This is a genomic window from Bacillus sp. FSL L8-0528, assembly GCF_038593085.1.
GTDB classification, from domain to species: Bacteria; Bacillota; Bacilli; order Bacillales; family Bacillaceae; genus Bacillus; species Bacillus paralicheniformis.
Genome location: NZ_CP151961.1, coordinates 3,058,712 through 3,082,810, shown reverse-complemented (window position 1 = coordinate 3,082,810; position 24,099 = coordinate 3,058,712). Strand labels below are relative to the sequence as shown.

The window sequence follows — 24,099 nt, the reverse complement described above, 5'->3', positions numbered from 1 at the left end:
AAGGAGGGCTGTTTTTTTATGCATCTTCCCCTTTATAATGAAAAAAGACTGTATAAAGGAGGCTGTCTAGTCATGAGTGTTGAGGAGCATAAAAAAGAAGCGCCTGACCGCGTCAACTGCAAAGTCATTACCGTCAGCGATACAAGAACGGAAGCCACAGATAAAAGCGGCCGACTTATGAAAGAGTTTTTAGCGGAAGCCGGTCATGAGATCGTTTCCTATGAGATTGTAAAGGATGAAAAGGAAATGATTCAAAAAGCTGTGCTGGAAGGCTGTCTTGATGACCGGATCGATGCCATCCTATTAAACGGAGGGACGGGCATTGCCTCTAGAGATGTAACAATCGAGTCAATCGTTCCTCTTTTTTCGAAAGAAATTCCGGGGTTTGGAGAGATATTCCGCATGCTGAGTTATACTGAGGATATCGGAGCGGCTGCGATCCTTTCGAGAGCTGCAGCGGGTGTTATTCAAAACAAAGCCGTGTTTGCAACGCCGGGTTCAAGCGGGGCGGTTAAGCTTGCAATGTCAAAGCTGATTGTGCCTGAGCTTGCCCATGTCATCAGAGAACTGAGAAAAGATATGAAAAAATAAAGCCGGAAAGCCCTCCGGCTGAACGCTGAATATGCACTGAACTTCATTCATAAAAAATGAATGAAGTTTTTTTTATAAAAAGGTTGAAAAAACGAGACTTCCTTGTTAAAGTGTATACATATTAAATGTATTTTTATTAAATAAAACTTATTTTTATACAAAAAGAGCACCGAGATGAGAGGAGTTTTTCAAAATGACGCAAAAGAAAAAAGTGGTTTTAGCATATTCAGGAGGACTTGATACTTCTGTCGCGATAAAATGGCTGCAGGAACAGGGATATGATGTAGTGGCCTGCTGCCTTGACGTCGGGGAGGGAAAAGATCTCGCATTTGTTCAGCAAAAAGCGCTTCAAGTCGGGGCTTCTAATTCATATGTTATCGATGCAAAAGAAGAATTTGCGAAAGAGTTTGCGCTGACCGCCCTCCAGGCTCATACGCTTTATGAAGGAAAGTACCCGCTCGTATCAGCTCTGTCCAGACCGCTGATCGCCAAAAAGCTGGTCGAAGTGGCTGAGAAAGAAAACGCGCAAGCCGTGGCTCACGGCTGCACAGGCAAAGGAAATGACCAAGTGCGCTTCGAGGTGTCCATTAAATCGCTCAATCCGGATTTAGAGGTGCTGGCACCTGTGCGCGAATGGAAATGGTCGCGTGACGAAGAGATCGCGTATGCAGAAAAGCACGGCATTCCGATTCCGATCAATCTTGACAGCCCGTATTCAATCGACCAGAACCTGTGGGGCAGAAGCAATGAATGCGGAGTCCTGGAAGATCCATGGGCGGCGCCTCCTGAAGGGGCTTATGATTTGACGAAGCCGCTTGAAAAAACACCGGATACCCCCGATGTGATCGAAATCGCTTTTGAAGAAGGCGTTCCGGTATCCATTGACGGAGCACACTACCCGCTGTCAGACTTGATTTTAAAGCTGAATGAACTGGCGGGCGCTCATGGAGTGGGGCGCATCGACCATGTTGAAAACCGCCTTGTCGGCATCAAATCACGCGAAGTGTACGAATGCCCGGGTGCGATGACTTTGATTAAGGCGCACAAAGAGCTTGAAGATTTGACATTGGTAAAAGAAGTAGCGCATTTCAAACCTCTGATCGAACAAAAAATGGCTGAAGTGATCTATAACGGCCTGTGGTTTTCGCCGCTTAAAGACGCGCTTTCCGGTTTCCTGAAAGAAACGCAGAAGCATGTCACAGGCGTCGTCCGCGTCAAGCTGTTCAAAGGCCATGCGATCGTTGAAGGGCGTAAATCCGAATACTCCCTGTATGATGAAAAACTGGCGACGTATACAAAAGACGATGCATTCGATCATCACGCTGCCGTCGGCTTTATCGAGCTTTGGGGACTGCCGACGAAAGTAAACAGCATCGTCCAAAAAAAGGAGCAGATTAAAGCATGAAAAAGCTGTGGGGAGGCCGGTTCCAAAAAACACCGGAAAAATGGGTCGATGAGTTCGGCGCATCGATCCACTTTGACAAAACGCTCGTGAAAGAAGATATCGCAGGGTCTCTCGCTCATGCTTCCATGCTTGAAAAATGCGGCATTTTAACCGAAGCAGAAGCGGTCAAAATAAAAGAAGGCCTGACATCCCTTTTGCACAAAGCGGAAAAAAACGAACTCGATTTTTCAGTCGATTACGAAGACATTCACCTTAACCTTGAAAAAATGCTCATTGACGAAATCGGGCCGCTCGGCGGAAAGCTTCATACGGCCAGAAGCCGAAACGACCAGGTGGCGACGGATATGCACCTGTATTTAAAAGGGCACACAGAGCATATTATCGAGCTGATTACGGCTTTTCAACACGTGCTTATCGAAAAAGCGGAAGAACATGTGGAGACGATACTGCCGGGATACACCCATATGCAGCGGGCGCAGCCGATCTCGTTCGCGCATCATTTGCTCGCTTACTTCTGGATGCTTGAGCGCGATAAAGAACGCTATCATGATTCATTCAAGCGGATTAACAAGTCCCCTCTTGGATGCGGGGCGCTCGCCGGAACGACATTTCCGATCGACCGTGAATATTCGGCTGGTCTGCTCGGGTTTGACTCGATATATGAAAACAGCTTGGACGGTGTCAGCGACAGGGATTTCATCCTTGAATTTTTAAGCGCGAGCAGCATTTTGATGATGCATCTGTCAAGATTCTCCGAAGAAATCATTCTTTGGTGTTCACAGGAATTTAAATTCATTGAGCTTGATGACACTTATGCTACGGGGAGCAGCATGATGCCGCAAAAGAAAAACCCGGATATGGCAGAGCTCATCCGCGGGAAAACCGGACGCGTATACGGTGATCTGATCGGCCTCCTGACGATTATGAAAGGGCTCCCGTTAGCGTACAATAAAGATTTGCAGGAAGACAAAGAAGGTATGTTTGATACTGTGAAAACGGTCGAAGGAAGCCTTGAGATTTTTGCCGGCATGATTAAAACGATGACAGTGAACAAAAATATGATGAAAAAAGCAACGGAGCAGGATTTTTCAAATGCCACCGAACTTGCCGACTATCTGGCGAAAAAGGGCATGCCGTTCAGAGAGGCGCACGAAGTCGTCGGAAAGCTTGTCTACACTTGTATCGAAAAAGGCATTTATCTCAGCGGCCTGCCGTTTGAAGAGTTCGAAAAGGCAAGCGAACTGTTTCAAGAAGACGTCTACATCGTGCTCGACCCGCACCATGCCGTCGAAAAAAGGATGAGTGAAGGCGGGACGGGATTCAAAAAGGTGGAAGAAGCCATTCAAAAGGCGAAGCATTGTTTGAACAATTTTTAACACTTCCCGATTCGATTCATAACTGTGCGGCTTCATACGCAAAATAGATTTGTGAATCGAAAAGGGGTGTGGCAATGAAACAAGATCAGTCAAAACACGCATACATGTATGATGCCGACGGCGATAAAGAAACCGTTCAGCAAATCTCTGATGCTTATTTCAGCGGATTTGTCGCGCACGATGACGCACAGCCGTTAGCTGATGCAGATAAACAATAGAAAGCTGGAGCCCGCAACAGCGGGCTTCAGCTTTCTTCTGTCCAGCGGCGATTGCAAATTTCCCGATGCTCCACATGTGATATACTCTGGTTTTTGTAGTAAAGTATAGGTAGATACATGCAATCATTTGCGAATACCGAGAACCAATGCCTGGGAGGGAAAGATGTGCGCCATGCGTTAATTACTGCCGGTTCAAAAGGTTTGGGGCGTAAAGTGACGGAAGCCCTGCTTGAAAAAGGCTACTCAGTGACGGTGAATTACAGGCAGGACGAAGAAGCAGTCAGCCGCCTTAAAGAAAAATGGCGGTCATCCCTTGACCGTTTACAGTTTGTAAAGGGAGATGTCACCAGGAAAGAAGACCTGCTCCGAATGGTGAATGCCGCTCTTGAGCGATTTGGAAAAATTGATCTTCTGATCAATAATGCCGGCCCATACATATTTGAACGAAAAAAGCTTGCAGATTATACTGATGATGAATGGTATGACATGCTTGAAGGCAACTTAAGTTCTGTCTTCCATCTGTTTAAAGCGGTTGTTCCGGTGATGAGGCGCCAGCGGTTCGGCCGCATTATCACATACGGATTTCAGGGGGCCGACCATGCGCCGGGCTGGCTGCATCGTTCCGCTTTTGGAGCGGCGAAAGTGGGGCTGGCTTCTTTAACAAAAACGATCGCCATTGAAGAAGCGGGCTCCGGCATCACAGCCAACATGGTTTGTCCAGGCAACATCGTCGGGGATATGAAAGAGGCCTCGATTTCAGAAGCGAGGGCGTCACTTGATGAGGAAACGCCGATCGGCAGGTCGGGAACCGGTGAAGATATCGCAAGGATCATCACTTTTCTATGCGATGAACATTCCGACTACATTACGGGAACAGTCATTGAAGCGACAGGCGGCTTGAATGTGATTAACCGTCATTCTCTCTAGACGTTCGAAATTAAAAAACAGGGGTGGATATGATGAAAGTGACATATCATGGTCATTCAGTGGTAACAGTTGAAACGGGCAATCATCAGTTGATCTTCGATCCGTTTATTACAGGAAATTCTTTAACCGATTTAAAGCCGGAAGAGGTTAAAGCTGATGTCATTTTGCTGACCCACGGTCATAACGATCATGTCGGCGATACCGTCGAAATCGCCAAGCGAAATCATTCGCTCGTTGTAGCTCCGAATGAACTCGCGGTCTATCTGGGATGGAAAGGCCTGAATGTCCATCCGATGCATATCGGCGGCTCCCATCAGTTCGATTTTGGCAAAGTCAAGCTGACGCAGGCTTTCCACGGATCGGCTTATACGGAAGAAGACAGCCAAAAGATCGTCTATACCGGCATGCCGGCGGGGATCCTTTTGACTGTGGAAGGAAGGACGATTTTTCATGCAGGAGACACCGGGCTTTTCTCAGATATGAAGCTGATCGGTGAATTAAATCATATCGACCTCGCTTTCCTGCCGATCGGCGATAATTTTACGATGGGCCCGGAGGACGCCAAACTGGCCGCAGAATGGCTCAGGGCAAAACAGGTTGTCCCGGTTCACTACTCGACGTTCCCCGTCATCGAACAGGATCCGCATGCATTTGCGGACAGCCTTCCCGGCGGCGTCGGAAAAGTGCTTGAGGTCGGCGAGTCAATCGAATTTAAATAAACTTGTTTTTAGAGGACCCGAATCCGGGTCCTTTTTTCGGTTGAACCGGTTATGTGTCTATCAAAACATGTTAATGATGATATAATATAGGAATCGGATTGATCTTGGAGGGTGATTATGAGGGTATTGAAATACGCGATTTTGGGGCTCCTTGATCACGGGAGTTTGAGCGGCTACGATATGACAAGCCGCTTTAAAGCCGAATTGGGCCAATTTTGGAGCGCCAAGCACAGCCAGATTTATCCCGAGCTGAAAAAGCTGACTGATGAAGGATTTATCGAATATGAAACGGTGATCCAAGGCTCAAAGTTAGAAAAGAAAATGTATTCCATCACAGAGGCCGGAAAGCGCGAACTTCACGGGTGGCTTACGGAATTCAAGCCGGTCCCAGATACGGTAAAAGATGAATTTATGCTGAAAGCTTATTTTATCTCTTCGATGGAACGTGATGAAGCGAAAAGGCTTTTTGCCGATCAGCTTCAAAAGCGGGAGGAGAAAGCCGTTTTTTTAAAAAACAAGCTCGAAGAATTGAAGCGCGAAGCGGGTGAATCAATAACTTTCCGCTCGCCACATTTCGGACATTACCTTGTATTGACCCGGGCGCTGGAGCGGGAAAACGGCTATTGCTCATGGCTTGAAAAAGCGCTTCTTCTGATGGAGAATGATCGCTCTTAGGCGGGCATGATGTTGCGAAGGCGGATTGCGGTACAATTGCACAACGATTTATAATAAATATATCTAGCAGTCAGAGGATGAAGGTGAAACGATTGGCGACAAAACACGAACAGATTTTAAAATATATTGATTCTTTGTCCGTCGGCGAAAAAATCTCCGTCAGGCGGATTGCCAAGGAAATGAAAGTCAGTGAAGGAACTGCTTACAGAGCGATAAAAGAAGCCGAGAATAAAGGGTTTGTCAGCACGATCGAAAGGGTCGGAACGATCAGGATCGAGCAAAAGAAAAAAGAGAATATTGAAAAACTGACATATGCTGAAGTGGTCAATGTCATTGACGGCCATGTGCTTGGCGGAAAAGCAGGGCTTCATAAAACGCTCAACAAATTCGTCATCGGAGCGATGAAGCTTGATGCGATGATGAGGTATACCGGAGCGGGCAACCTGCTGATTGTCGGCAACCGTATCGATGCACACCGCCAGGCTTTGGAAGCGGGTGCTGCCGTGCTGGTGACCGGCGGTTTTGACACGGAGCCGGAGATTATTGAGCTTGCCGACAGGCTCGAGCTCCCGGTCATTTCTACAAGCTATGACACGTTTACCGTAGCCGCGATGATCAACAGGGCGATTTATGACCAGCTCATCAAAAAAGAAGTCGTGCTTGTTGAGGATATTTTGACCCCTTTGGAAAAAACCGTCTGCTTATCCCCTCATGAAAAGCTCGAAAGATGGTATGAGAAAAACTTTGAAACGGGGCACGGACGTTTTCCCGTCGTTGACGAGCAGATGAAAATCCACGGCATTTTAACTTCAAAAGATGTAGCCGGATATGACCGCTCTGTATTGATTGAAAAAGTCATGACGAAAAACCCGATTACAGTGATCGGCAAAACGTCAGTCGCTTCAGCGGCGCAGATGATGGTCTGGGAAGGAATCGAAGTGCTTCCCGTCGTTGACGAGCGGCAAAAGCTGATCGGCATGATCAGCAGGCAGGACGTATTAAAGGCGCTTCAAATGATTCAGAAGCAGCCCCAGGTCGGCGAAAAACTCGATGACATTGTGACCGGCGGTTTCAAAGAATCGGACAATGACAAAAACAAGCCGGCTCCGATCTATCAATACGAAGTTACGCCGCAAATGACAAATCACTTGGGGACGATTTCCTACGGCGTGTTTACGACGATTTTGACCGAAGCTGCAAACCGTTTTTTGCGGTCGCGCAAAAAAGGCGAACTCGTAATAGAGAGCATGACGATTTATTTTTTAAAGCCTGTGCAAATGGAGTCTGTCATTGAAATAAAACCGAACATTCTCGAAGCCGGGAGAAAGTTCGGAAAAATGGATATAGAAGTTTTTCACCAGGGTGCTCTCGTCGGCAAAGCGATGATGATGGTTCAGCTGATGGAAAGAAGCTAAGGGACGCGGCCAGTGTCCCTCTTTTCGCTTATGCGTTTTCCCGTTCGTTTTCTTTCGCAAGCAAAGGGACATAGTGTTTATAGGCTCTGTAGCCGGCCCACATGCTTCCGAGCCCGGTCAGCATAAAAATAACGCCGATGACGACAGCCAGCGTGCCGCGGTTTAAAAGCAGCTGATTGGCGCCGAAGAACATGATAAACAGGCCCAGACTCATGCTTGACTTGGCCGAATAGTATTCCCGTTCAATCGCTTTTTTGGTGCGCACATACCTTACTTTGAAGTACACATAAGCTATCGCTGAAACCACAATGAAAAAAACAAAAAACGGCATAATCGACATCCTCCATTGTAAGTTTTACAAACCCATTGTATACATAATCGGGTTCGCTTTCTACAATAAAAAGTCATAACTTTCACTTTCCACCAACAACAGATTATGATTTAATGGTTAAAAACAAAGTAAAGAAGGGGCGCGTCATGAAAAAAGAAATCATCAGAACCATATCATTATATGACACGATCATTATACATAGACATGTGAGACCGGATCCCGATGCCTACGGATCCCAATGCGGCCTTGCCGAAATCCTGAGGGCAACCTATCCTGAAAAAAATATTTTCGCGGTCGGAACGCCCGAACCTTCCCTCGCTTTTTTGTACACCCCAGATGTGATTGAAGACCCGGTGTATGAAAATGCACTTGTCATCGTCTGTGACACAGCCAACCAAGCGAGAATCTCCGATTCGCGCTACAACCTGGGCGACAAGCTGATCAAAATCGACCATCATCCGAATGAAGACCAATACGGCGACCTTTTATGGGTGGATACGAATGCGAGCTCGACGAGCGAGATGATTTACGAACTGTATTTAGCGGGTAAAGAGCAAGCGGGATGGACGCTTCCGACAAAGGGTGCCGAACTGATCTATGCCGGCATTGTGGGGGATACAGGGCGCTTCTTATTTCCGAACACGACAAAAAAGACATTGAAATACGCCGGAGAGCTGATTGAGTATCCTTTTAATTCTCAGGCGCTTTTTAATCAATTGTATGAGACGAAATTAAATGTTGTGAGGCTGAACGGTTACATTTACCAGAATGTTTCTCTGTCCGAAAACGGAGTGGCGTCGGTATTCATCACCCGTGACATTTTGCATCAATACAATATTACGCCGTCTGAAGCTTCACAGCTTGTCAGCACGCTCGGCAATATTTCAGGAATCAAAGCATGGGTGTTTTTTGTGGAGGAAGCCGACCAGATCAGGGTAAGGCTTCGTTCAAAGGGGCCGATTGTCAATGAAGTCGCTAAAAAATACAACGGCGGAGGCCATCCGCTCGCAGCCGGCGCTTCCATCTATGACTGGAAAGACGCCGATCTTGTCATCGCAGACTTGGAGGGAATATGCAAAGAAAACAAATAAGAGGGGAAGTCCCTCTTTTTTGTGCAGTTCAACTGCAAACGTTTGCATTATATTTTGCGAAAAAGTAAGCAGCAAAGTGCAAGCGGATCATTTTACGCATCACAGCTGCTGCTTATTCAGGTATAAACCATGATCCGATATCTGTTACATCCTCATAAACATGGATGTTTTGGGCTTTTAACTCTCGTTTGATAAGGGACGCGAGACTTTCGGTTTCCGCATAAGCCGAGTAGCCCAGCTTGATCCGGTTGACTTTATCTCTTGCCAGCTGATGGTAACTGTAAATGTACATTCTGCTTTCCTCCCTTTTTAAAAAAACTTACATATCGCTTACTGTCAGTTTAAATTAAAATATGGAAAAAAGCGACGAATGCATGTAAATCGTAAAAAAAAATCCATAATTTTTATTCGGAAAAAGAGATTTTGATTTCAACGGAAAGCCGTGTATAAATCGTCAGTTCGGTGACTTTCGCTTTGTACGTTTTATCGTTTATTGTATACTCTTTATTTTCAATCGTCCGCTTTAAAAGCTCCTTCGTCCGGTAGACGCTTTCGATATCTTTTGTGATGACATCCGAAATATTATCCCGGATATGCTCTTCAAAGTTCATCATGTCGGGCTGTGACAGCTTGTATTGCTTGCCGTTGATCAGCTTGACGTCGACGCTTTGAATCAGCAGTTTTCTTTTATTGTCTTCATTCAGCTTATGAAGGTCCTCCCGGTAAATGGTGATCTGGTCATTTAAATCATTGATGCGCTCTTTCTGTTCTCTTATCAAGACGACCTGCTTCTCCTGAAAGGTGCCGTATGTAAACAGGAACACGACCCAGCTGATGATGGCTCCGCACATCATTCCCGCAAAAAAACGCTGCCAACCCGGTTTTTTATAATAAGGAGGGATTCTCATGAGGAAATATGCTCCTGTGTGAGCCAATTGATGATCAGATAACCGGTCTGCGCTCCTCCCATCGCCGAAAGAATCAGGAGAAGCTGCTTTACGATGTCTCTCGTATTGCCTTCGATAATGCCCCTTTCAAAGCTGTAGACCGCATCAAACGTGCCGCCGATTGCCGCAACCAGCGCCCAGATTTTCAGACGGTTTGCGAGGCTTGTAATAATCGTTAAAGGCGGCTGCCCCGACAGATAGGCGCCGATCCCTCCGATTAAGCAACCGCCGAGAAGCACGCCAAGCGCAATAAAATAACAGCTGATAAAGTTTGGAAAAAAGGGCTGTTCAGGATCCATTCCGATCACCTCACCTTATCACACTATATGGATAAAGAAAGACAAGTATGATTGTTGATCAAAGAAAGAACATTTGTTTCTCATTCGATCCCATCATATAATGAAAAGAGACGGCTCGAAAAAGGAAGGGGTGACAGAAATGCCTTTTGTTCACCTGCAAGTACACAGCGGTTACAGCTTATTAAACAGCGCCGCTTCCGTAGAGGACCTCACGGCCAAAGCCAAAGAGCTGGGCTACAGCGCAATGGCGCTGACGGATGACGAGGTCATGTACGGGGCGGTGGAATTTTATAAATCATGCAAAAAACGCGGCATCAAGCCGATTATCGGGCTTACAGCCTCAGTTTTAACAGATGAAAAAGAACAGCTTTCATATCCGCTCGTTCTTTTGGCGAAAACAAACAAAGGCTACCAAAACCTGCTGAAAATCAGCAGCGTGTTGCAGTCGAAATCAAAAAACGGCATCAAAGAAAAATGGCTCAAAAGTTATCATGAAGGGCTCATTGCGCTGACAACGGGCGGGACAAGCCATGTAGAAGCGCTGTTGAAAGAAGGGCTGATCGAAGAAGCGAAGAACGCCGCCCTCCGCTGCCTTTCGATCTTCGGAGAGGGCAGCTTCTATTTGTCGTATCAGCCGTACAAGGGCGACCCGCTTCTTTCTGAACGCATTCTGGAGCTCAGCGAACATACGGGAATTCCGATTGCCGCAACCGGCGATGTACGCTACATCGAAAAAGAGGATGCGGCAGCTTATACGTGTTTAAAAGCGATTAAAGCGGGCGAGAAGCTGAACGAAGACATGAAGGCCGAAGGAGATTTGCATCTTGAGCTCAAGCCGCCCGCTGAAATGCTTGATATTTACAGGGATCGTCCGGACGCGTTGGAGAATACAGTCAAAATCGCGGATCTGTGCCAGGTGGACCTGAGCCTTGGACAGACGCGCCTGCCGAAATATCCGGCGCCTTCCGGCAAGAATGCTGACGATTATTTGGCCGAGCTGTGCTTTCTCGGGTTGGAAAAACGGTTCGATGCCGCTCCGAGGGAGTATGTCGAACGGCTTGAGTATGAGCTGAAAGTGATTCGCGACATGGCGTTCAGCGACTATTTTTTGATCGTCTGGGATTTCATGAAGTTCGCCCACGATAACGGCATTATCACAGGGCCGGGGCGCGGGTCGGCGGCCGGCTCTCTCGTCGCTTATACGCTGTTTATCACAGATGTCGATCCGATCAAGCATAAATTGCTGTTTGAACGGTTTTTAAATCCGGAGCGCATCAGCATGCCCGATATCGATATCGATTTTCCCGATACGAGAAGGGATGAAGTCATCCAATACGTAAAAAATAAATACGGGGCACTGCACGTAGCGCAAATTATCACGTTTGGCACATTGGCCGCGAAAGCGGCGCTGCGGGACGTCGGCAGGGTGATGGGCATCAGTCCGAAAGAAGCCGACCAGCTGGCGAAATTAATTCCGTCCAAACCTGGAGTGACGCTGAAAGAGGCGAGAGCTCTTTCTGCTGAACTCGACAAGCGCCTGAACGGATCCAAGAAGCTTCAGGACATATTTAAAACGGCTCAGAAAATCGAAGGGCTGCCGCGGCATACATCGATTCATGCGGCGGGCGTCGTGTTGAGCGAGGAGCCGCTGACGAATATCATACCGATACAGGAAGGACATGACGGCGTATATTTAACGCAATATTCGATGGGCTATCTCGAAGACTTGGGACTATTGAAAATGGATTTTCTCGGCTTGCGCAATTTAACGCTCATTGAATCGATCAAAACGCTGATCGAAAAAAGCGAGCGGGTCACCATCGATTTTTCGGCGATTTCCTATGAAGATGAACAGACGTTTAAGCTGCTGTCTGAAGGAGATACGACAGGTATTTTTCAGCTCGAATCAGCCGGCATGAGAAACGTTTTAAAAAGGCTCAAGCCATCGAGCCTTGAAGACATTGTCGCCGTCAATGCCTTGTACCGCCCGGGCCCGATGGAAAATATCCCGCTGTATATCGAACGAAAGCACGGACGGGTTGCTGTGTCTTATCCGCACGAGGATTTGGCCGAGATTCTGAAAGATACGTACGGCGTGATCGTTTATCAGGAACAGATCATGATGATCGCATCGCGGATGGCGGGTTTCAGGCTTGGAGAAGCCGATCTTTTGCGAAGGGCGGTCGGCAAAAAAAACAAGGAAATTCTCGATACAGAGAGAAATCATTTTATTAGTGGATGCTTGAAAAAAGGGTATTCCGTACAAGCGGCTAATGAAGTATACGATCTCATCGTAAAGTTCGCCAATTACGGTTTTAACCGGAGTCATGCAGTTGCATACAGCATGATCGGCTACCAGCTCGCTTATTTAAAAGCGCATTACCCCCTCTACTTTATATGCGGCCTCTTGACGAGTGCGATCGGAAATGAGGAAAAGCTTGCTCAGTACATCTATGAAGCGAAAGGGAAAGGGCTGAATGTTTTAGGTCCTTCCATCAATAAGAGCGGCTATCCGTTCGTCGTGGAAAACGGGGCGCTGCGCTACAGTTTAAGGGCTGTTAAAGGCGTCGGGATTTCGGCTGTGAAAGAGATCTACAGGGCGAGAAAAGAAAAGCCGTTCGCAGATTTGTTTGACTTTTGTGTCAGGACTTCTGTGAAAAGCGTAAACCGGAAAACGATTGAAGCTTTAATTTTTGCCGGAGCAATGGATGAATTCGGTGAAAACCGGGCTACTTTGCTCGCTTCTGTAGATGTCGCGCTGGAGCATGCCGAATTGTTTGCAGGAGACAATGATCAGCTCGGCTTCTTTCTCGATGAAGGCTTGACGATTAAGCCGAAGTACGCCGAGACGGAAGAAATGCCGCTCGTCGACCTGCTGGCACACGAGAAGGACACGCTCGGCATTTACTTTTCTGACCATCCGCTGAGCGTCCACCGCAAGAAGCTGGACCGGGCAGGTGCGCTGCCGATTATTCAGCTGCTCGCCTCCAGCCGTAAAAAGGCGGCTTTGGGCGGACTTTTGACGAAGATGAAGACGATCCGTACAAAAACGGGCCAGACGATGGCTTTTCTGGAGCTGAGCGATGAAAGCGGGGAAATGGAGGCGGTTGTTTTTCCTGAACAGTTCAGGCAGCTTTCCCCGATCCTGGAAGAAGGCGTATCGCTTTTTGCAGAAGGACGTCTTGAGACAAGGAATGAAAAGCGCCAGCTGATCATCGCCGGGGCATCGCTCGTCGAATCGCTTCATGCTAAAAAGCAGCCGTCCGTCTATATTAAAGTGGAGGAAAGCCAGCACACCCACGATATCTTCAAGAAGATCAGCAGCATCCTGCTTGAACACAAAGGGGAAACGCCGGTCTGCGTCTATTATGAAAAACGGAAGCAAACGATGCAGCTGCCGGAAAGCTACAATATCAAGGCTGACCACACTGCCCTCTACAGGCTCAAAAGCGTTGTAGGTGAGAAAAATGTCGTGCTCAGATAGCAGGTATTTTGAGCATTTTTGATCAAAAAAGCGGTCAATTGTGTTATCATTTTTAAGATTCTAGGGTTCGTCTTACAAGAATCTTAAGCAGAAAACGAAGCAAAGTTTTTGGCAAAATTCCCTTGAAGGAGTGTTTGTTAACATGTCATTGAAAGAAAAAGCGCTGCATATGCACAAAGTAAACCAGGGCAAATTGGAATCAAAATCAAAAGTGCAGGTTCGCAATGCGGACGATTTAAGCCTTGCATATTCTCCGGGTGTGGCTGAACCCTGCAAAGCGATTTACGATGATAACAGCAAAGTATACGATTATACAATGAAGGGAAACATGGTAGCAGTCGTCTCGGACGGAACGGCTGTGCTCGGCCTCGGCAATATCGGCCCTGAAGCCGCCCTTCCGGTTATGGAAGGAAAAGCGGTGCTTTTCAAAAGCTTTGCCGGTGTGGACGCTTTCCCAATCTGTTTAAATACATCTGATGTCGACAAAATTGTTGAGACGGTCAAGCTACTTGAGCCGACATTCGGCGGCGTCAACCTTGAAGACATTGCAGCGCCGAACTGTTTTGTCATTGAAGAACGCCTCAAAAAGGAAACAAAAATCCCGGTGTTTCACGATGACCAGCACGGTACTGCAATCGTTACGGTAGCCGGTCTCGTCAATGCGCTTAAGCTGTCCGGCAAATCGATGTCTTCCGTCAAAGTCGTGGCAAACGGCGCCGGGGCAGCGGGAATTGCCATCATCAAGCTTCTTTATCATTTCGGCGTGCGCGATATCATCATGTGCGACACGAAAGGCGCGATTTACGAAGGCCGTCCGAACGGCATGAACGCTGTTAAAGAAGAAGTCGCAAAATATACGAACAAAAACCGCATAGACGGATCGCTCAAAGATGTGATCAAAGACGCCGATGTCTTTATCGGAGTTTCCGTCGAAGGCGCTTTGACAAAAGAAATGGTTGAAAGCATGGCTGACAAACCGATCATCTTCGCCATGGCGAATCCAAATCCTGAAATCATGCCTGCTGAAGCGCATGAAGCCGGAGCAAGCGTCGTTGGAACGGGACGCTCTGACTTCCCTAACCAAGTGAATAACGTTCTCGCATTCCCTGGCATCTTCCGCGGGGCGCTCGATGTCCGCGCGACACATATTAACGAAGAGATGAAAATCGCCGCGGTTGAGGCGATCGCATCACTCGTTTCCGACGAAGAGCTGAGTCCCGAATATGTCATTCCGGCTCCGTTCGATCCAAGGGTCGCACCGGCCGTTGCCAAAGCGGTAGCGAAAGCCGCGATGGAAACAGGCGTTGCACGAATCGATGTCGATCCTGAAGAAGTCGCGGAAAAGACAAGAAAGCTTGCAATAATTGAAGGAAAATAAAACTCTATTTTTGTGATCAGCGCGTGATTGCTCTGGCCTAAAGAGCCGTCACGCGCTGTTTCTCGAATATGATGTACAGTTTTTCCTCTTATTGGGGACACTTGTAAGGGAATATGCGGGTTGTAAAAAAATTTTTCAAATCGCTTTTCCGGACTTTTGTATCCGCTCTCAAGGCTGATATATCAATTTGTCAGTCTCTAACCGCATAAAGTGCGATTCGGCTGTTTGCCGGTCAAAAATGTCGAATTGAGGATGACACCGTTTGACAAAAAAAGTACAATAGTTTCGGTATAGTGATGTTCTAGTCTATAAACAGGACAGGCATACATGAAGAAAACCCTTCAGAAAAGGGAGGTAATCTTTTGTTAAAAGATATATTCAGCAAAAAGAAAAAAAAATACGCTTCCGTTCCCGCGGAATCAGCAAAGCAAGATGTACCGGAAGGGATCATGACAAAATGCCCGGATTGCAAAAAAATCATGCTCACAAAAGAGCTGGATAAAAACTTAAGGGTCTGCATGAACTGCGGTTACCATCTTCAAATGAACGCGAAGCAGCGTATAAAAAGCCTGCTGGACGATGGCTCCTTTGAAGAATTCAATCAGGATATGATGTCTGAAAACCCGCTGGAATTCCCAGGATACCTTGAGAAACTGCAAAAAGACCGGGAAAAAACGTCGCTGAATGAAGCGGTTGTCACCGGAAAAGGAACGATTGACGGATCTCCGGCAGTCGTTGCCGTGATGGATTCATCTTTCAGAATGGGAAGCATGGGGTCTGTCGTAGGCGAAAAAATTACGCTGGCGATCGAAAAGGCAAGAGAAGACAAAGTGCCTTTCATTATTTTTACCGCATCAGGCGGTGCGAGAATGCAGGAAGGCCTTCTCAGCTTGATGCAAATGGCTAAAACAAGCTCCGCTTTAAAGCTGTTCAGTGAAGAGCAGGGCTTGATCATTTCGGTGATGACACATCCGACAACAGGCGGTGTATCCGCAAGCTTCGCATCCCTCGGCGATTACAACCTTGCCGAGCCGGGCGCGCTGATCGGCTTTGCCGGAAGAAGAATTATCGAACAAACCATCCGTGAAGAACTGCCTGAGGATTTTCAGACTGCGGAATTTCTGTTAAAGCACGGACAGCTTGATTCCGTCGTTCACAGAGCAGACATGAAAAAAACGCTCGGCAGCATTTTGAAAATGCACCAAACTGGAGGTGATCTCGAGTGGCTGGAGAATTAGAATTTGAAAAACCGGTGGTCGAACTGCGTGAAAAGATCGCCGAATTGAAAAGGTTCACACAGGATTCCGATATGGATTTAAGCTCTGAAATTACGAAGCTTGAAGCTCGTCTTGAAAGGCTTGAAGAAGACATTTATACAAATCTGAAAGCCTGGGACAGAGTCCAGATTGCAAGGCATCCGAACCGTCCGACAACGCTCGATTATATCGAACATCTCTTTACCGATTTTTTTGAATGCCACGGAGATCGTTATTTCGGTGAAGATGAAGCGATTGTCGGCGGAATTGCCAAGTTCCGGGGCCTTCCTGTGACAGTGATCGGCCAACAGCGCGGCAAGGATACAAAAGAAAACATCCGCCGCAACTTCGGAATGCCGCATCCGGAAGGCTACCGCAAAGCGCTCAGGCTGATGAAGCAGGCCGATAAATTTAACAGGCCGATCATCTGCTTTATTGATACAAAAGGAGCATACCCTGGAAAAGCAGCTGAAGAGCGGGGGCAAAGCGAAGCAATTGCCAAGAACCTTTTTGAAATGGCGGGACTCTCTGTGCCGGTCATCTCGATCGTCATCGGGGAAGGCGGCAGCGGGGGAGCGCTTGCGCTCGGCGTCGCAAACCGCTTATTGATGCTGGAAAACTCAACTTATTCGGTGATCTCTCCCGAGGGAGCGGCTGCTATCCTCTGGAAGGATTCAGGACTCGCGAAAAAAGCGGCAGAAACAATGAAAATCACCGCTCCGGACCTTAAAGAATTGGATATTATAGATCATGTTATAAAAGAAGTAAGAGGCGGAGCACACCGCGATGTAGAGCAGCAGGCCGCCTACATCGATGAAGCGCTGAAAAGCGAGCTTAAATCCTTGCTGAAACTGGATAAGAACGAACTGATTCAACAAAGATATAACAAGTATAAATCAATTGGAAAAATTTCGACTGAAAACCAATATGTTGGGATAAAATAAATAAACGTGAGGCCTTTGGCTCACGTTTATTTTTTATGGATAAAGGTGAAAAGTGAAAGGATTGTGTCTTTCACCCCCGATTTTTCAAAGAGTTTGCTTAAAATTTATTTAAAAACTTTTTGTTTAATTGTATAATGAGTAAGGTTTTATAGGGATTTTCGGAAAATTTTCATCCCTTTTTCATTGTTTTAGCGGCAATGAACGTGTTAAGGTAAATTATATATGTTTTCGAGGTGAAAAAGATGAAACGTATCGGAGTATTGACGAGCGGCGGAGATTCCCCGGGAATGAACGCGGCGGTCCGCGCGGTTGTCAGGAAAGCGATCTACCATGACGTAGAAGTATACGGAATTTACAACGGGTATTCAGGTTTAATCAGCGGAAAAATAGAAAAGCTTGAAATCGGTTCTGTCGGAGATATCATTCACCGCGGAGGAACGAAGCTATATACAGCAAGGTGTCCTGAGTTTAAAACGGTAGAAGGACGGGAAAAAGGAATAGCGAATTTAAAAAAATATGGTATAGAAGGATTAGTCGTCATTGGCGGAGACGGTTCTTATATGGGAGCGAAAAAGCTGACAGAACACGGTTTTCCTTGTGTCGGAGTGCCGGGAACAATCGACAATGACATCCCTGGAACAGATTTGACGATCGGATTTGATACGGCGTTAAATACCGTTATCGATGCCATCGATAAAATCAGGGATACAGCTACATCCCACGAACGTACATACGTGATTGAAGTAATGGGCCGCCATGCCGGGGACATTGCTTTATGGTCAGGTTTGGCAGGAGGCGCGGAATCCATTTTGATTCCTGAAGCTGACTACGATATGGAAGAAATTATTGCAAGGCTGAAAAGAGGGCATGACCGCGGCAAAAAACACAGCATCATCATTGTGGCGGAAGGCGTCGGAAGCGGCGTTGAATTCGGCAAAAGAATTGAAGAAGCCACAAATCTCGAAACTAGAGTATCGGTGCTTGGACATATCCAGCGCGGCGGTTCTCCGACTGCAGCAGACCGTGTATTGGCAAGCCGTCTAGGGGCATTTGCGGTTGAACTGCTTCTTGAAGGAAAAGGCGGACGCTGTGTCGGTATTCAAAATAACCAGCTTGTGCATCATGATATCATTGAAATACTCGATCATAAACATACAATTGATCAAAGCATGTACCGCTTGTCTCAAGAACTGTCAATCTAGTGTAAAACCCGAGGAGGAAGCAATATGAGAAAGACTAAAATAGTTTGTACAATTGGACCGGCCAGCGAAACTGTTGAAAAGCTCACCCAGCTGATGGAAGCCGGAATGAACGTGGCGCGCCTGAACTTTTCCCATGGAGATTTCGAAGAGCACGGCGCAAGAATTAAAAACATTCGCGAAGCAGCCGGCAAGCTGGGAAAAGATATCGGTATCCTTCTTGATACGAAAGGTCCGGAAATCCGCACGCATACAATGGAAGGCGGTTCAATCGAACTGGAAGCGGGTTCTCAGCTGATCGTTTCAATGGAAGAAGTCATCGGTACACCTGAAAAAATCTCAGTTACATATGATGGGTTGATTCATGATGTATCAATTGGTTCAACGATTTTGCTTGACGATGGACTGATCGGACTTGAAGTCACAGATGTCAACAAGGACAAGCGTGAAATCGTCACGAAAGTAATGAACAGCGGAACGCTGAAAAATAAAAAAGGCGTGAATGTGCCGGGCGTCAGCGTCAATCTTCCGGGAATTACGGAAAAAGACGCTAACGACATTGTGTTCGGTATCGAGCAGGGTGTTGATTTTATCGCGGCATCTTTTGTGCGCCGTCCGTCGGATGTCCTTGAAATCCGCGAACTTCTTGAAGAGCACAATGCGGCAGATATTCAAATCATTCCAAAAATCGAAAACCAGGAAGGCGTTGACAACATCGATGCCATTCTTGAAGTATCAGACGGTCTGATGGTTGCACGCGGAGACCTTGGTGTTGAAATCCCTGCTGAAGAAGTGCCGCTCGTTCAAAAAGAACTGATCAAAAAATGCAATGCGCTTGGCAAGCCTGTCATCACGGCTACCCAAATGCTCGACAGCATGCAGCGCAATCCGCGTCCGACACGCGCGGAAGCGAGCGACGTTGCCAATGCGATCTTTGACGGAACTGACGCGATTATGCTTTCAGGTGAAACGGCTGCGGGAAATTACCCTGTTGAAGCCGTTCAGACGATGCACAATATCGCTTCCCGTTCAGAAGAAGCGCTCAACCATAAAAAGATCCTTTCTGCACGAAGCAAGCAAGTCAGCATGTCAATTACAGATGCGATCGGCCAGTCTGTGGCGCATACGGCAATCAACCTTGACGTGAATGCCATCGTCACACCGACAGAAAGCGGTCATACGGCGAGAATGATTTCCAAATATCGCCCGCAGGCGCCGATTGTCGCAGTTACGGTAAACGATGCGGTTTCAAGAAAGCTGTCTCTTGTCTTCGGTGTTTTCGCAACAAGCGGACAAAACCACAGCTCCACTGACGAAATGCTTGAAAAAGCAGTGCAAAAATCTCTCGACACAGGCATCGTACGCCACGGCGACTTGATCGTTATCACGGCCGGAGCTGTCGGTGAAGCCGGCACAACAAACTTGATGAAAGTGTATGTTGTCGGAGACGTGGTCGCAAAAGGCCAGGGAATCGGACGCAAATCCGCGTTTGGTGAAGTGGTCATCGCTCAGAATGCACAAGAAGCGGACAAAAAAATGAAAGATGGCGCCGTTTTGGTTACAAAAAGCACGGATCGTGACATGATGGCGTCCCTTGAAAAAGCGGCTGCGCTGATTACGGAAGAAGGCGGTTTAACCAGCCACGCTGCAGTCGTAGGCTTGAGCCTCGGCATCCCTGTCATCGTCGGAATGGAAAATGCGACATCCATTCTGAAAGAAGGAGAAGACATTACGGTCGACTCTGCCCGCGGAGCTGTTTACAAAGGACGTGCAAGCGTACTTTAATCGCTTATTGAAGAAGAAGGGAAGCTTTTCCCTTCTTTTTTTGCAGGCGGCACAAGCAAAACAGGGCGGCCGTTCGCTTCCATATTAGAATTATGAGGTGAAGACAATGAAGTTTTTCTTATTATTTCTCGTCATTTTTCCAGCGAGTGAAATCGGTCTGTTCCTCTTGTCCGCTAATTGGATCGGTGTCTTGCCGACCGTTTTGCTGATCATCTTGACGGGATTTCTCGGGGCCGCTCTCGCCAAAAAACAAGGAATCGAAGTTTACTACAAAGTTCAGCGCGATCTTCAGTACGGAAAAATGCCTGGGGATGCGATTTTGGACGGACTTTGTATTTTCATAGGCGGCATGCTGCTTTTGCTGCCCGGCTTTTTATCGGATATCATCGGTTTACTGCTGCTGCTGCCGGCAACGCGCAGCCGTTTCAAACCGTTCATATCCCGCAAGCTGAAGAGGATGTCTGAAGGCAGGCGGATCAACATCATCAAATAACCCGATAAGCGGCGGCCCGCATGGAAAAAGCAGGCTGCCGCTTATTTTTCATTTCCTTTAATAAACTGCCATATGTCTTTAAAAATACCTGTTGTAAAGAGAGCTTGAATGAGAACGAGAAGGGCGGGGCCCATGATCAATCCGAGAAAGCCAAACAATTTGAAACCGGCAAACAGCGCGATCAATGTTCCCAAAGGGTGAAGTCCGATTGACCGGCTCAAAATCTTCGGTTCGGCCAGCTGCCTGAAGACGAGCACGACGATGTACAGGATTCCGAGGCCGATCGCGAGCGGCAGCTGCTTGGACGCTGCTAAATAGACGATCCACGGCACAAATACAGACCCCGTTCCCAAATACGGCAACAGGTCGACCAGGCCGATGAGAAAAGCGATGGCCACAGCATGATTAACCTTCAACACGGAAAGCCCGATCAACACGAGCACCATCGTCATCGCCACAAGGGTAAGCTGGGCCTTCACAAAGCCTGCCAGCGCTCTTTTCAATTCCGCATAGACAGCCGCTGCACCCGAGATCAGCCGATCAGGAAGAACAGACCGCGCCTTGTTTTGTATTTTATGCAAATCTTTGCTGATAAAAAAAGTAGCCAGGAGCGAAAAGATCAGCACGGCCGCCATATTCGGCAGAAAGGCGAAAAAGAGGGGCACCATCTCAAGAATTTTTGAAAGAAACAAAGCGGTTCCTGAAGCGAGTTCATTGCCCAAATTTTGGACCTGTGTAATGATCGATTCCTGCTGGGCGGCTTCGAGCCCGTCAAAAAAAGCGGCAAGCTGATTATACAGCGGCATGATCTGATTCGTAAAAAACGATTCGATATAAAGAGCGGCTTTATTAAACTGGACGGGGAGAATTTTAGCCAAATGAGCCGTTCCAGAGACAATCTCGGCAACGACCAGTGTCAAAAAGCCGGCTCCGGCGATCAAAAAGCCGCACAGCACGATGCCGACATTGACGCCTCTCGGGAGCCCGGTCCGCTTATCGAGCCATTCCACAAAAGGGTTGATCGTGATGGCGAGAATAAGCGCAATCACAAAAGGATAGGTTAACGGAAAAGAGTAGTAGCCGACCGCTCCGCAAGCAGCGGTCAAAAACAGCACATACACTGCCCGAAGCGCAGCTGTGAGATAGGATTGATTCAATTCTGCATCCTCCTGATATTAGAAAGCATGTCCTTATTTCATTTTATTCTTGAGTCCTGTTATTATGAGAAAGGTCATAAAAAAATGGAGTTGAATACAGCATGTTTACTCAAGCTAATTTATTTTTGATCCTGCTTTTGGCCATCGCATTAATCGCGAAAAATCAGTCGTTGATCATCGCGGTATCCGTCCTGCTTTTGATCAAGCTGACCGGCCTTGATCAAAAGCTGTTTCCGGCGATCCAATCCAAAGGGATTAACTGGGGAGTTACCGTTATTACAATAGCTGTCCTTGTGCCGATTGCGACTGGAGAGATCGGCTTTAAACAGCTTGGCGAAGCGATGAAATCATATTACGCATGGATCGCACTCGGGGCGGGCATTCTCGTAGCATTGATCGCCAAAAACGGGATCACATTGCTAGCGGAAGACCCGCATATCACCACCGCTCTTGTATTTGGAACGATTTTAGCGGTCGCTTTATTCAAAGGCGTTGCCGTCGGCCCGCTCATCGGTGCCGGGATCGCCTATCTTGTCATGCAGGCCGTTCAGCATTTTACATCTTAGAGATGCGGGCAAGCTCCCCCTGTTTCAGGGGGTTTTTTAGTTTGAAAAAAACGTTCGCAACTAAAAATAAACATAAATAACGCAGTTAAAACTACTAAAAATCTGTAAATAGAAGTCATCTGGTGCAAAAAAATAAAGCCCTCTATAAAAAGAGGGCACAGTTTGTCAAAAATCTGCGTGAGAAAATGTGACAGTTTATTTCAAATTTGTGGGTTTTTATTTGTGGAGTCTTCAGCAGGTAAGTTTGGATAAAAAGAAAAAATGATCTATCGTCTCTTTCAGGCTGAAACGCTTGCATCAGTTACATCCTTTATTATAATGGGTCGAACTGCGAGTGCTGTTCAGTGCCGGAAAATCTATTTTTTCTGCTAAACAAGAGACGCCGGATATGATTGCGGCGTGGACGGCAGCAAGTGATTTTAGTGAACGAAAGAGAAAAATTGATAGAAAACAGAAAAAAATTGAAGAAACCATCAAAAAATTGATTTTAAAATTGAAGGATATGAAGATGTCATTTTCACAAAAGAAAGAGAACTAAAGAATTAAATAAAAGCAAACCCAGAAAGAGGGCTGACATCATCTCGATAAGATTCGTATAAAAGACTATTCATGCCAACAACTTCTCATTACAATCAAAAGAGCCTGGTTATGTTGAGGCAGCAGGCTCTTATCATTTTTGACATTATTTTTTTGTATAACGCACCCAGTCGTAATGAGCGTATAGAGGTGTTACACCATTGTAGGGATCGAGCCAGTCATCGACACCAATACCATTCCACAAGTTCATCATGATCTTTCCTGGCGTAGTCGGAATTTGGCTCGTCGCGGTATGTTTTAATTGCCCATCGACATACCATTTAATCGAGTTTGGCTGCCAATCGAACGCATACGTGTGATAGGCATTGGCTGCATCAAATCCGAGATTCACAAGCTTCTCATGGTTTCCTACACCATTTTTATAATAGTTAAATTCAACCTTTGTTGTGTCTTTTCCTAAAAATTCGATGTCAATCTCATCCCAAGGAGTTCCATCCGTTGGACCTGTGTAAGTGAAGAACGATGAAACGATCCCTACGTTTTTAGCTGGTTTCATTCTGACTTCATAAAGTCCATAACCATATGTTTGAACAGAGCGATTTTCCCCGCAGTCAAACTTGTTATCAGATGGACTTGTTAGCGCCAAACGCATTTCACCTAATGACGTCATTGATACGTTATTTGCACGCCAAGTGCAGTTGAACACATTTCCATTTGAATAACCATCTGCTTTTTGCCAAAAGCCGGAGTTATAGCCGTTAAAAGGGTCAAAAAACGATCCGCCTGTTTGAGCCGAGGCAGTAGAAGTGACTGTAAACAAACTCATAAACAATCCAGTGACAAGAAGCAACAGCACTCGTTTCATGCGATAAGGCATGCGGCATTCCCCTTTCTTTAAAAGCGTTTTCTTTACTGATCATACCTGATTCTTTTAAGAGGGAACATCAGTCAAAATATTGATAATAACTTTTCATTCATAAAAACTCCCCTCTGTCATTTTAAAACGGATGAAGGGGATTTTTTGTGAAGTAACGAGTAAAAGATTTTATCTCTTTTTCTTTTGTTTATAAATTTATTATAGGTGAAAATCATAAACCGATTAGTATGAAAGAACTGGAGGAATGCGTTTGTCCACTTTTAATAAAAATCCCTCCCCAAAACCTTCCGCAAATAGATACAGAAGAATACATGATTCTACAAAGCTGTCGATTGATAATAAATAACTACGAACCCTTGATTTATAAGGCTTTGAAAGCATTTTTGATCAAAAACCTACAAATTTATCAGATTATTGTTTATAATATAA

23 protein-coding genes and 1 pseudogene are annotated in these 24,099 nt (G+C 46.5%); 18 read left to right on the top strand and 6 right to left on the bottom strand.

All coding sequences use genetic code 11. The features are described from left to right. Positions 1-72: 72 nt before the first annotated feature. The 8 genes from MHI30_RS15680 to MHI30_RS15645 all read left to right on the top strand — a co-directional run bounded on the left by MHI30_RS15680 (position 73) and on the right by MHI30_RS15645 (position 7,326). On the top strand, positions 73-591 hold the full coding sequence (locus MHI30_RS15680; protein ID WP_075752489.1) for a molybdenum cofactor biosynthesis protein B: 519 nt from the start codon (positions 73-75) through the stop codon (positions 589-591). 193 nt (positions 592-784) lie between these two features. Then, positions 785-1,996, top strand: a complete 1,212-nt coding sequence (locus MHI30_RS15675; RefSeq protein WP_075751951.1) for an argininosuccinate synthase — start codon at positions 785-787, stop codon at positions 1,994-1,996. Next, positions 1,993-3,372: an argininosuccinate lyase gene (argH, locus tag MHI30_RS15670; RefSeq protein ID WP_075751952.1), complete on the top strand. Its 1,380-nt coding sequence runs from the start codon at positions 1,993-1,995 to the stop codon at positions 3,370-3,372. The genes MHI30_RS15675 and argH overlap by 4 nt, the downstream gene beginning before the upstream one ends. Before the next feature lie 74 nt (positions 3,373-3,446). Next, positions 3,447-3,590, top strand: coding sequence for a hypothetical protein (locus tag MHI30_RS15665; protein ID WP_020452574.1), 144 nt, complete (start codon positions 3,447-3,449; stop codon positions 3,588-3,590). Positions 3,591-3,755: 165 nt separating this feature from the next. Further along, on the top strand, positions 3,756-4,517 hold the full coding sequence (locus MHI30_RS15660) for an SDR family oxidoreductase (RefSeq protein ID WP_075751953.1): 762 nt from the start codon (positions 3,756-3,758) through the stop codon (positions 4,515-4,517). Positions 4,518-4,549: 32 nt separating this feature from the next. Continuing rightward, complete coding sequence (locus tag MHI30_RS15655) at positions 4,550-5,236, top strand: metal-dependent hydrolase (RefSeq protein WP_075751954.1); 687 nt, start codon at positions 4,550-4,552, stop codon at positions 5,234-5,236. Between the two features lie 117 nt (positions 5,237-5,353). Continuing rightward, positions 5,354-5,911, top strand: coding sequence for a PadR family transcriptional regulator (locus MHI30_RS15650; protein ID WP_020452571.1), 558 nt, complete (start codon positions 5,354-5,356; stop codon positions 5,909-5,911). 92 nt (positions 5,912-6,003) lie between these two features. Next, entirely contained in the window at positions 6,004-7,326 is a 1,323-nt protein-coding gene (locus tag MHI30_RS15645; protein WP_075751955.1) for a CBS domain-containing protein, read from the top strand. Between the two features lie 28 nt (positions 7,327-7,354). On the opposite strand, the gene MHI30_RS15640 is transcribed toward MHI30_RS15645, so the two are convergent. Further along, positions 7,355-7,657 (bottom strand): YtpI family protein, encoded by a 303-nt coding sequence (locus MHI30_RS15640; protein ID WP_075751956.1) that lies wholly within the window; start codon positions 7,655-7,657, stop codon positions 7,355-7,357. Positions 7,658-7,803: 146 nt separating this feature from the next. Here MHI30_RS15640 and MHI30_RS15635 point away from each other — a divergent pair, with 146 nt between their 5' ends. Continuing rightward, complete coding sequence (locus MHI30_RS15635) at positions 7,804-8,748, top strand: bifunctional oligoribonuclease/PAP phosphatase NrnA (protein ID WP_075751957.1); 945 nt, start codon at positions 7,804-7,806, stop codon at positions 8,746-8,748. 112 nt (positions 8,749-8,860) lie between these two features. On the opposite strand, the gene MHI30_RS15630 is transcribed toward MHI30_RS15635, so the two are convergent. From MHI30_RS15630 to MHI30_RS15620, 3 genes are all read right to left on the bottom strand, one after another. Further along, entirely contained in the window at positions 8,861-9,040 is a 180-nt protein-coding gene (locus tag MHI30_RS15630; protein ID WP_043928670.1) for a hypothetical protein, read from the bottom strand. Positions 9,041-9,152: 112 nt separating this feature from the next. After that, a complete protein-coding gene (ytrI, locus tag MHI30_RS15625) occupies positions 9,153-9,656 on the bottom strand; it encodes a sporulation membrane protein YtrI (protein WP_026579084.1) in 504 nt (167 codons plus the stop codon). Then, positions 9,653-9,994 carry a YtrH family sporulation protein gene (locus MHI30_RS15620; protein WP_003184343.1) on the bottom strand — a complete coding sequence of 114 codons (342 nt, stop codon included), beginning with the start codon at positions 9,992-9,994 and terminating at the stop codon, positions 9,653-9,655. Before MHI30_RS15620 ends, ytrI begins: the two co-directional genes overlap by 4 nt. Positions 9,995-10,133: 139 nt before the next feature. Here MHI30_RS15620 and dnaE point away from each other — a divergent pair, with 139 nt between their 5' ends. The 7 genes from dnaE to MHI30_RS15585 all read left to right on the top strand — a co-directional run bounded on the left by dnaE (position 10,134) and on the right by MHI30_RS15585 (position 20,533). After that, positions 10,134-13,478, top strand: coding sequence for a DNA polymerase III subunit alpha (gene dnaE / locus MHI30_RS15615; protein WP_075752491.1), 3,345 nt, complete (start codon positions 10,134-10,136; stop codon positions 13,476-13,478). A 142-nt stretch (positions 13,479-13,620) separates the two neighbouring features. Then, on the top strand, positions 13,621-14,856 hold the full coding sequence (locus tag MHI30_RS15610) for a malic enzyme-like NAD(P)-binding protein (RefSeq protein WP_075751958.1): 1,236 nt from the start codon (positions 13,621-13,623) through the stop codon (positions 14,854-14,856). A gap of 362 nt (positions 14,857-15,218) precedes the next feature. Then, a complete protein-coding gene (gene accD, locus MHI30_RS15605) occupies positions 15,219-16,094 on the top strand; it encodes an acetyl-CoA carboxylase, carboxyltransferase subunit beta (protein ID WP_065643637.1) in 876 nt (291 codons plus the stop codon). Continuing rightward, the gene (gene accA / locus MHI30_RS15600) at positions 16,079-17,056 is read left to right on the top strand and encodes an acetyl-CoA carboxylase carboxyl transferase subunit alpha (protein WP_075751959.1); all 978 of its coding nucleotides are present in this window, start codon (positions 16,079-16,081) and stop codon (positions 17,054-17,056) included. Before accD ends, accA begins: the two co-directional genes overlap by 16 nt. Before the next feature lie 242 nt (positions 17,057-17,298). After that, positions 17,299-18,258: a 6-phosphofructokinase gene (gene pfkA, locus MHI30_RS15595; RefSeq protein ID WP_075751960.1), complete on the top strand. Its 960-nt coding sequence runs from the start codon at positions 17,299-17,301 to the stop codon at positions 18,256-18,258. Between the two features lie 24 nt (positions 18,259-18,282). Continuing rightward, on the top strand, positions 18,283-20,040 hold the full coding sequence (gene pyk / locus MHI30_RS15590) for a pyruvate kinase (protein WP_020452560.1): 1,758 nt from the start codon (positions 18,283-18,285) through the stop codon (positions 20,038-20,040). Between the two features lie 106 nt (positions 20,041-20,146). Continuing rightward, on the top strand, positions 20,147-20,533 hold the full coding sequence (locus MHI30_RS15585; protein WP_020452559.1) for an FxsA family protein: 387 nt from the start codon (positions 20,147-20,149) through the stop codon (positions 20,531-20,533). Between the two features lie 41 nt (positions 20,534-20,574). Here MHI30_RS15585 and ytvI read toward each other — a convergent pair whose 3' ends face one another. After that, positions 20,575-21,690: a sporulation integral membrane protein YtvI gene (gene ytvI / locus MHI30_RS15580; protein WP_075751961.1), complete on the bottom strand. Its 1,116-nt coding sequence runs from the start codon at positions 21,688-21,690 to the stop codon at positions 20,575-20,577. 101 nt (positions 21,691-21,791) lie between these two features. Here ytvI and MHI30_RS15575 point away from each other — a divergent pair, with 101 nt between their 5' ends. Continuing rightward, entirely contained in the window at positions 21,792-22,256 is a 465-nt protein-coding gene (locus MHI30_RS15575) for a DUF441 domain-containing protein (RefSeq protein WP_020452557.1), read from the top strand. 276 nt (positions 22,257-22,532) lie between these two features. After that, positions 22,533-22,668 (top strand): annotated as a pseudogene (locus tag MHI30_RS15570) (transporter); the annotation flags it as partial. A 270-nt stretch (positions 22,669-22,938) separates the two neighbouring features. Here MHI30_RS15570 and MHI30_RS15565 read toward each other — a convergent pair. Beyond that, the gene (locus tag MHI30_RS15565; RefSeq protein ID WP_075751962.1) at positions 22,939-23,670 is read right to left on the bottom strand and encodes a glycoside hydrolase family 16 protein; all 732 of its coding nucleotides are present in this window, start codon (positions 23,668-23,670) and stop codon (positions 22,939-22,941) included. Positions 23,671-24,099: the final 429 nt, after the last annotated feature.

Excerpts from the sequence above, each read along its gene's own strand:
- MHI30_RS15680 (WP_075752489.1), top strand. The coding sequence starts at position 73 with ATGAGTGTTGAGGAGCATAAAAAAGAAGCGCCTGACCGCGTCAACTGC.
- MHI30_RS15675 (WP_075751951.1), top strand. The coding sequence starts at position 785 with ATGACGCAAAAGAAAAAAGTGGTTTTAGCATATTCAGGAGGACTTGAT.
- argH (WP_075751952.1), top strand. The coding sequence starts at position 1,993 with ATGAAAAAGCTGTGGGGAGGCCGGTTCCAAAAAACACCGGAAAAATGG.
- MHI30_RS15665 (WP_020452574.1), top strand. The coding sequence starts at position 3,447 with ATGAAACAAGATCAGTCAAAACACGCATACATGTATGATGCCGACGGC.
- MHI30_RS15655 (WP_075751954.1), top strand. The coding sequence starts at position 4,550 with ATGAAAGTGACATATCATGGTCATTCAGTGGTAACAGTTGAAACGGGC.
- MHI30_RS15650 (WP_020452571.1), top strand. The coding sequence starts at position 5,354 with ATGAGGGTATTGAAATACGCGATTTTGGGGCTCCTTGATCACGGGAGT.
- MHI30_RS15640 (WP_075751956.1), bottom strand. The coding sequence starts at position 7,657 with ATGCCGTTTTTTGTTTTTTTCATTGTGGTTTCAGCGATAGCTTATGTG.
- MHI30_RS15635 (WP_075751957.1), top strand. The coding sequence starts at position 7,804 with ATGAAAAAAGAAATCATCAGAACCATATCATTATATGACACGATCATT.
- MHI30_RS15630 (WP_043928670.1), bottom strand. The coding sequence starts at position 9,040 with ATGTACATTTACAGTTACCATCAGCTGGCAAGAGATAAAGTCAACCGG.
- ytrI (WP_026579084.1), bottom strand. The coding sequence starts at position 9,656 with ATGAGAATCCCTCCTTATTATAAAAAACCGGGTTGGCAGCGTTTTTTT.
- MHI30_RS15620 (WP_003184343.1), bottom strand. The coding sequence starts at position 9,994 with ATGGATCCTGAACAGCCCTTTTTTCCAAACTTTATCAGCTGTTATTTT.
- dnaE (WP_075752491.1), top strand. The coding sequence starts at position 10,134 with ATGCCTTTTGTTCACCTGCAAGTACACAGCGGTTACAGCTTATTAAAC.
- MHI30_RS15610 (WP_075751958.1), top strand. The coding sequence starts at position 13,621 with ATGTCATTGAAAGAAAAAGCGCTGCATATGCACAAAGTAAACCAGGGC.
- pfkA (WP_075751960.1), top strand. The coding sequence starts at position 17,299 with ATGAAACGTATCGGAGTATTGACGAGCGGCGGAGATTCCCCGGGAATG.
- pyk (WP_020452560.1), top strand. The coding sequence starts at position 18,283 with ATGAGAAAGACTAAAATAGTTTGTACAATTGGACCGGCCAGCGAAACT.
- MHI30_RS15585 (WP_020452559.1), top strand. The coding sequence starts at position 20,147 with ATGAAGTTTTTCTTATTATTTCTCGTCATTTTTCCAGCGAGTGAAATC.
- MHI30_RS15575 (WP_020452557.1), top strand. The coding sequence starts at position 21,792 with ATGTTTACTCAAGCTAATTTATTTTTGATCCTGCTTTTGGCCATCGCA.
- MHI30_RS15565 (WP_075751962.1), bottom strand. The coding sequence starts at position 23,670 with ATGCCTTATCGCATGAAACGAGTGCTGTTGCTTCTTGTCACTGGATTG.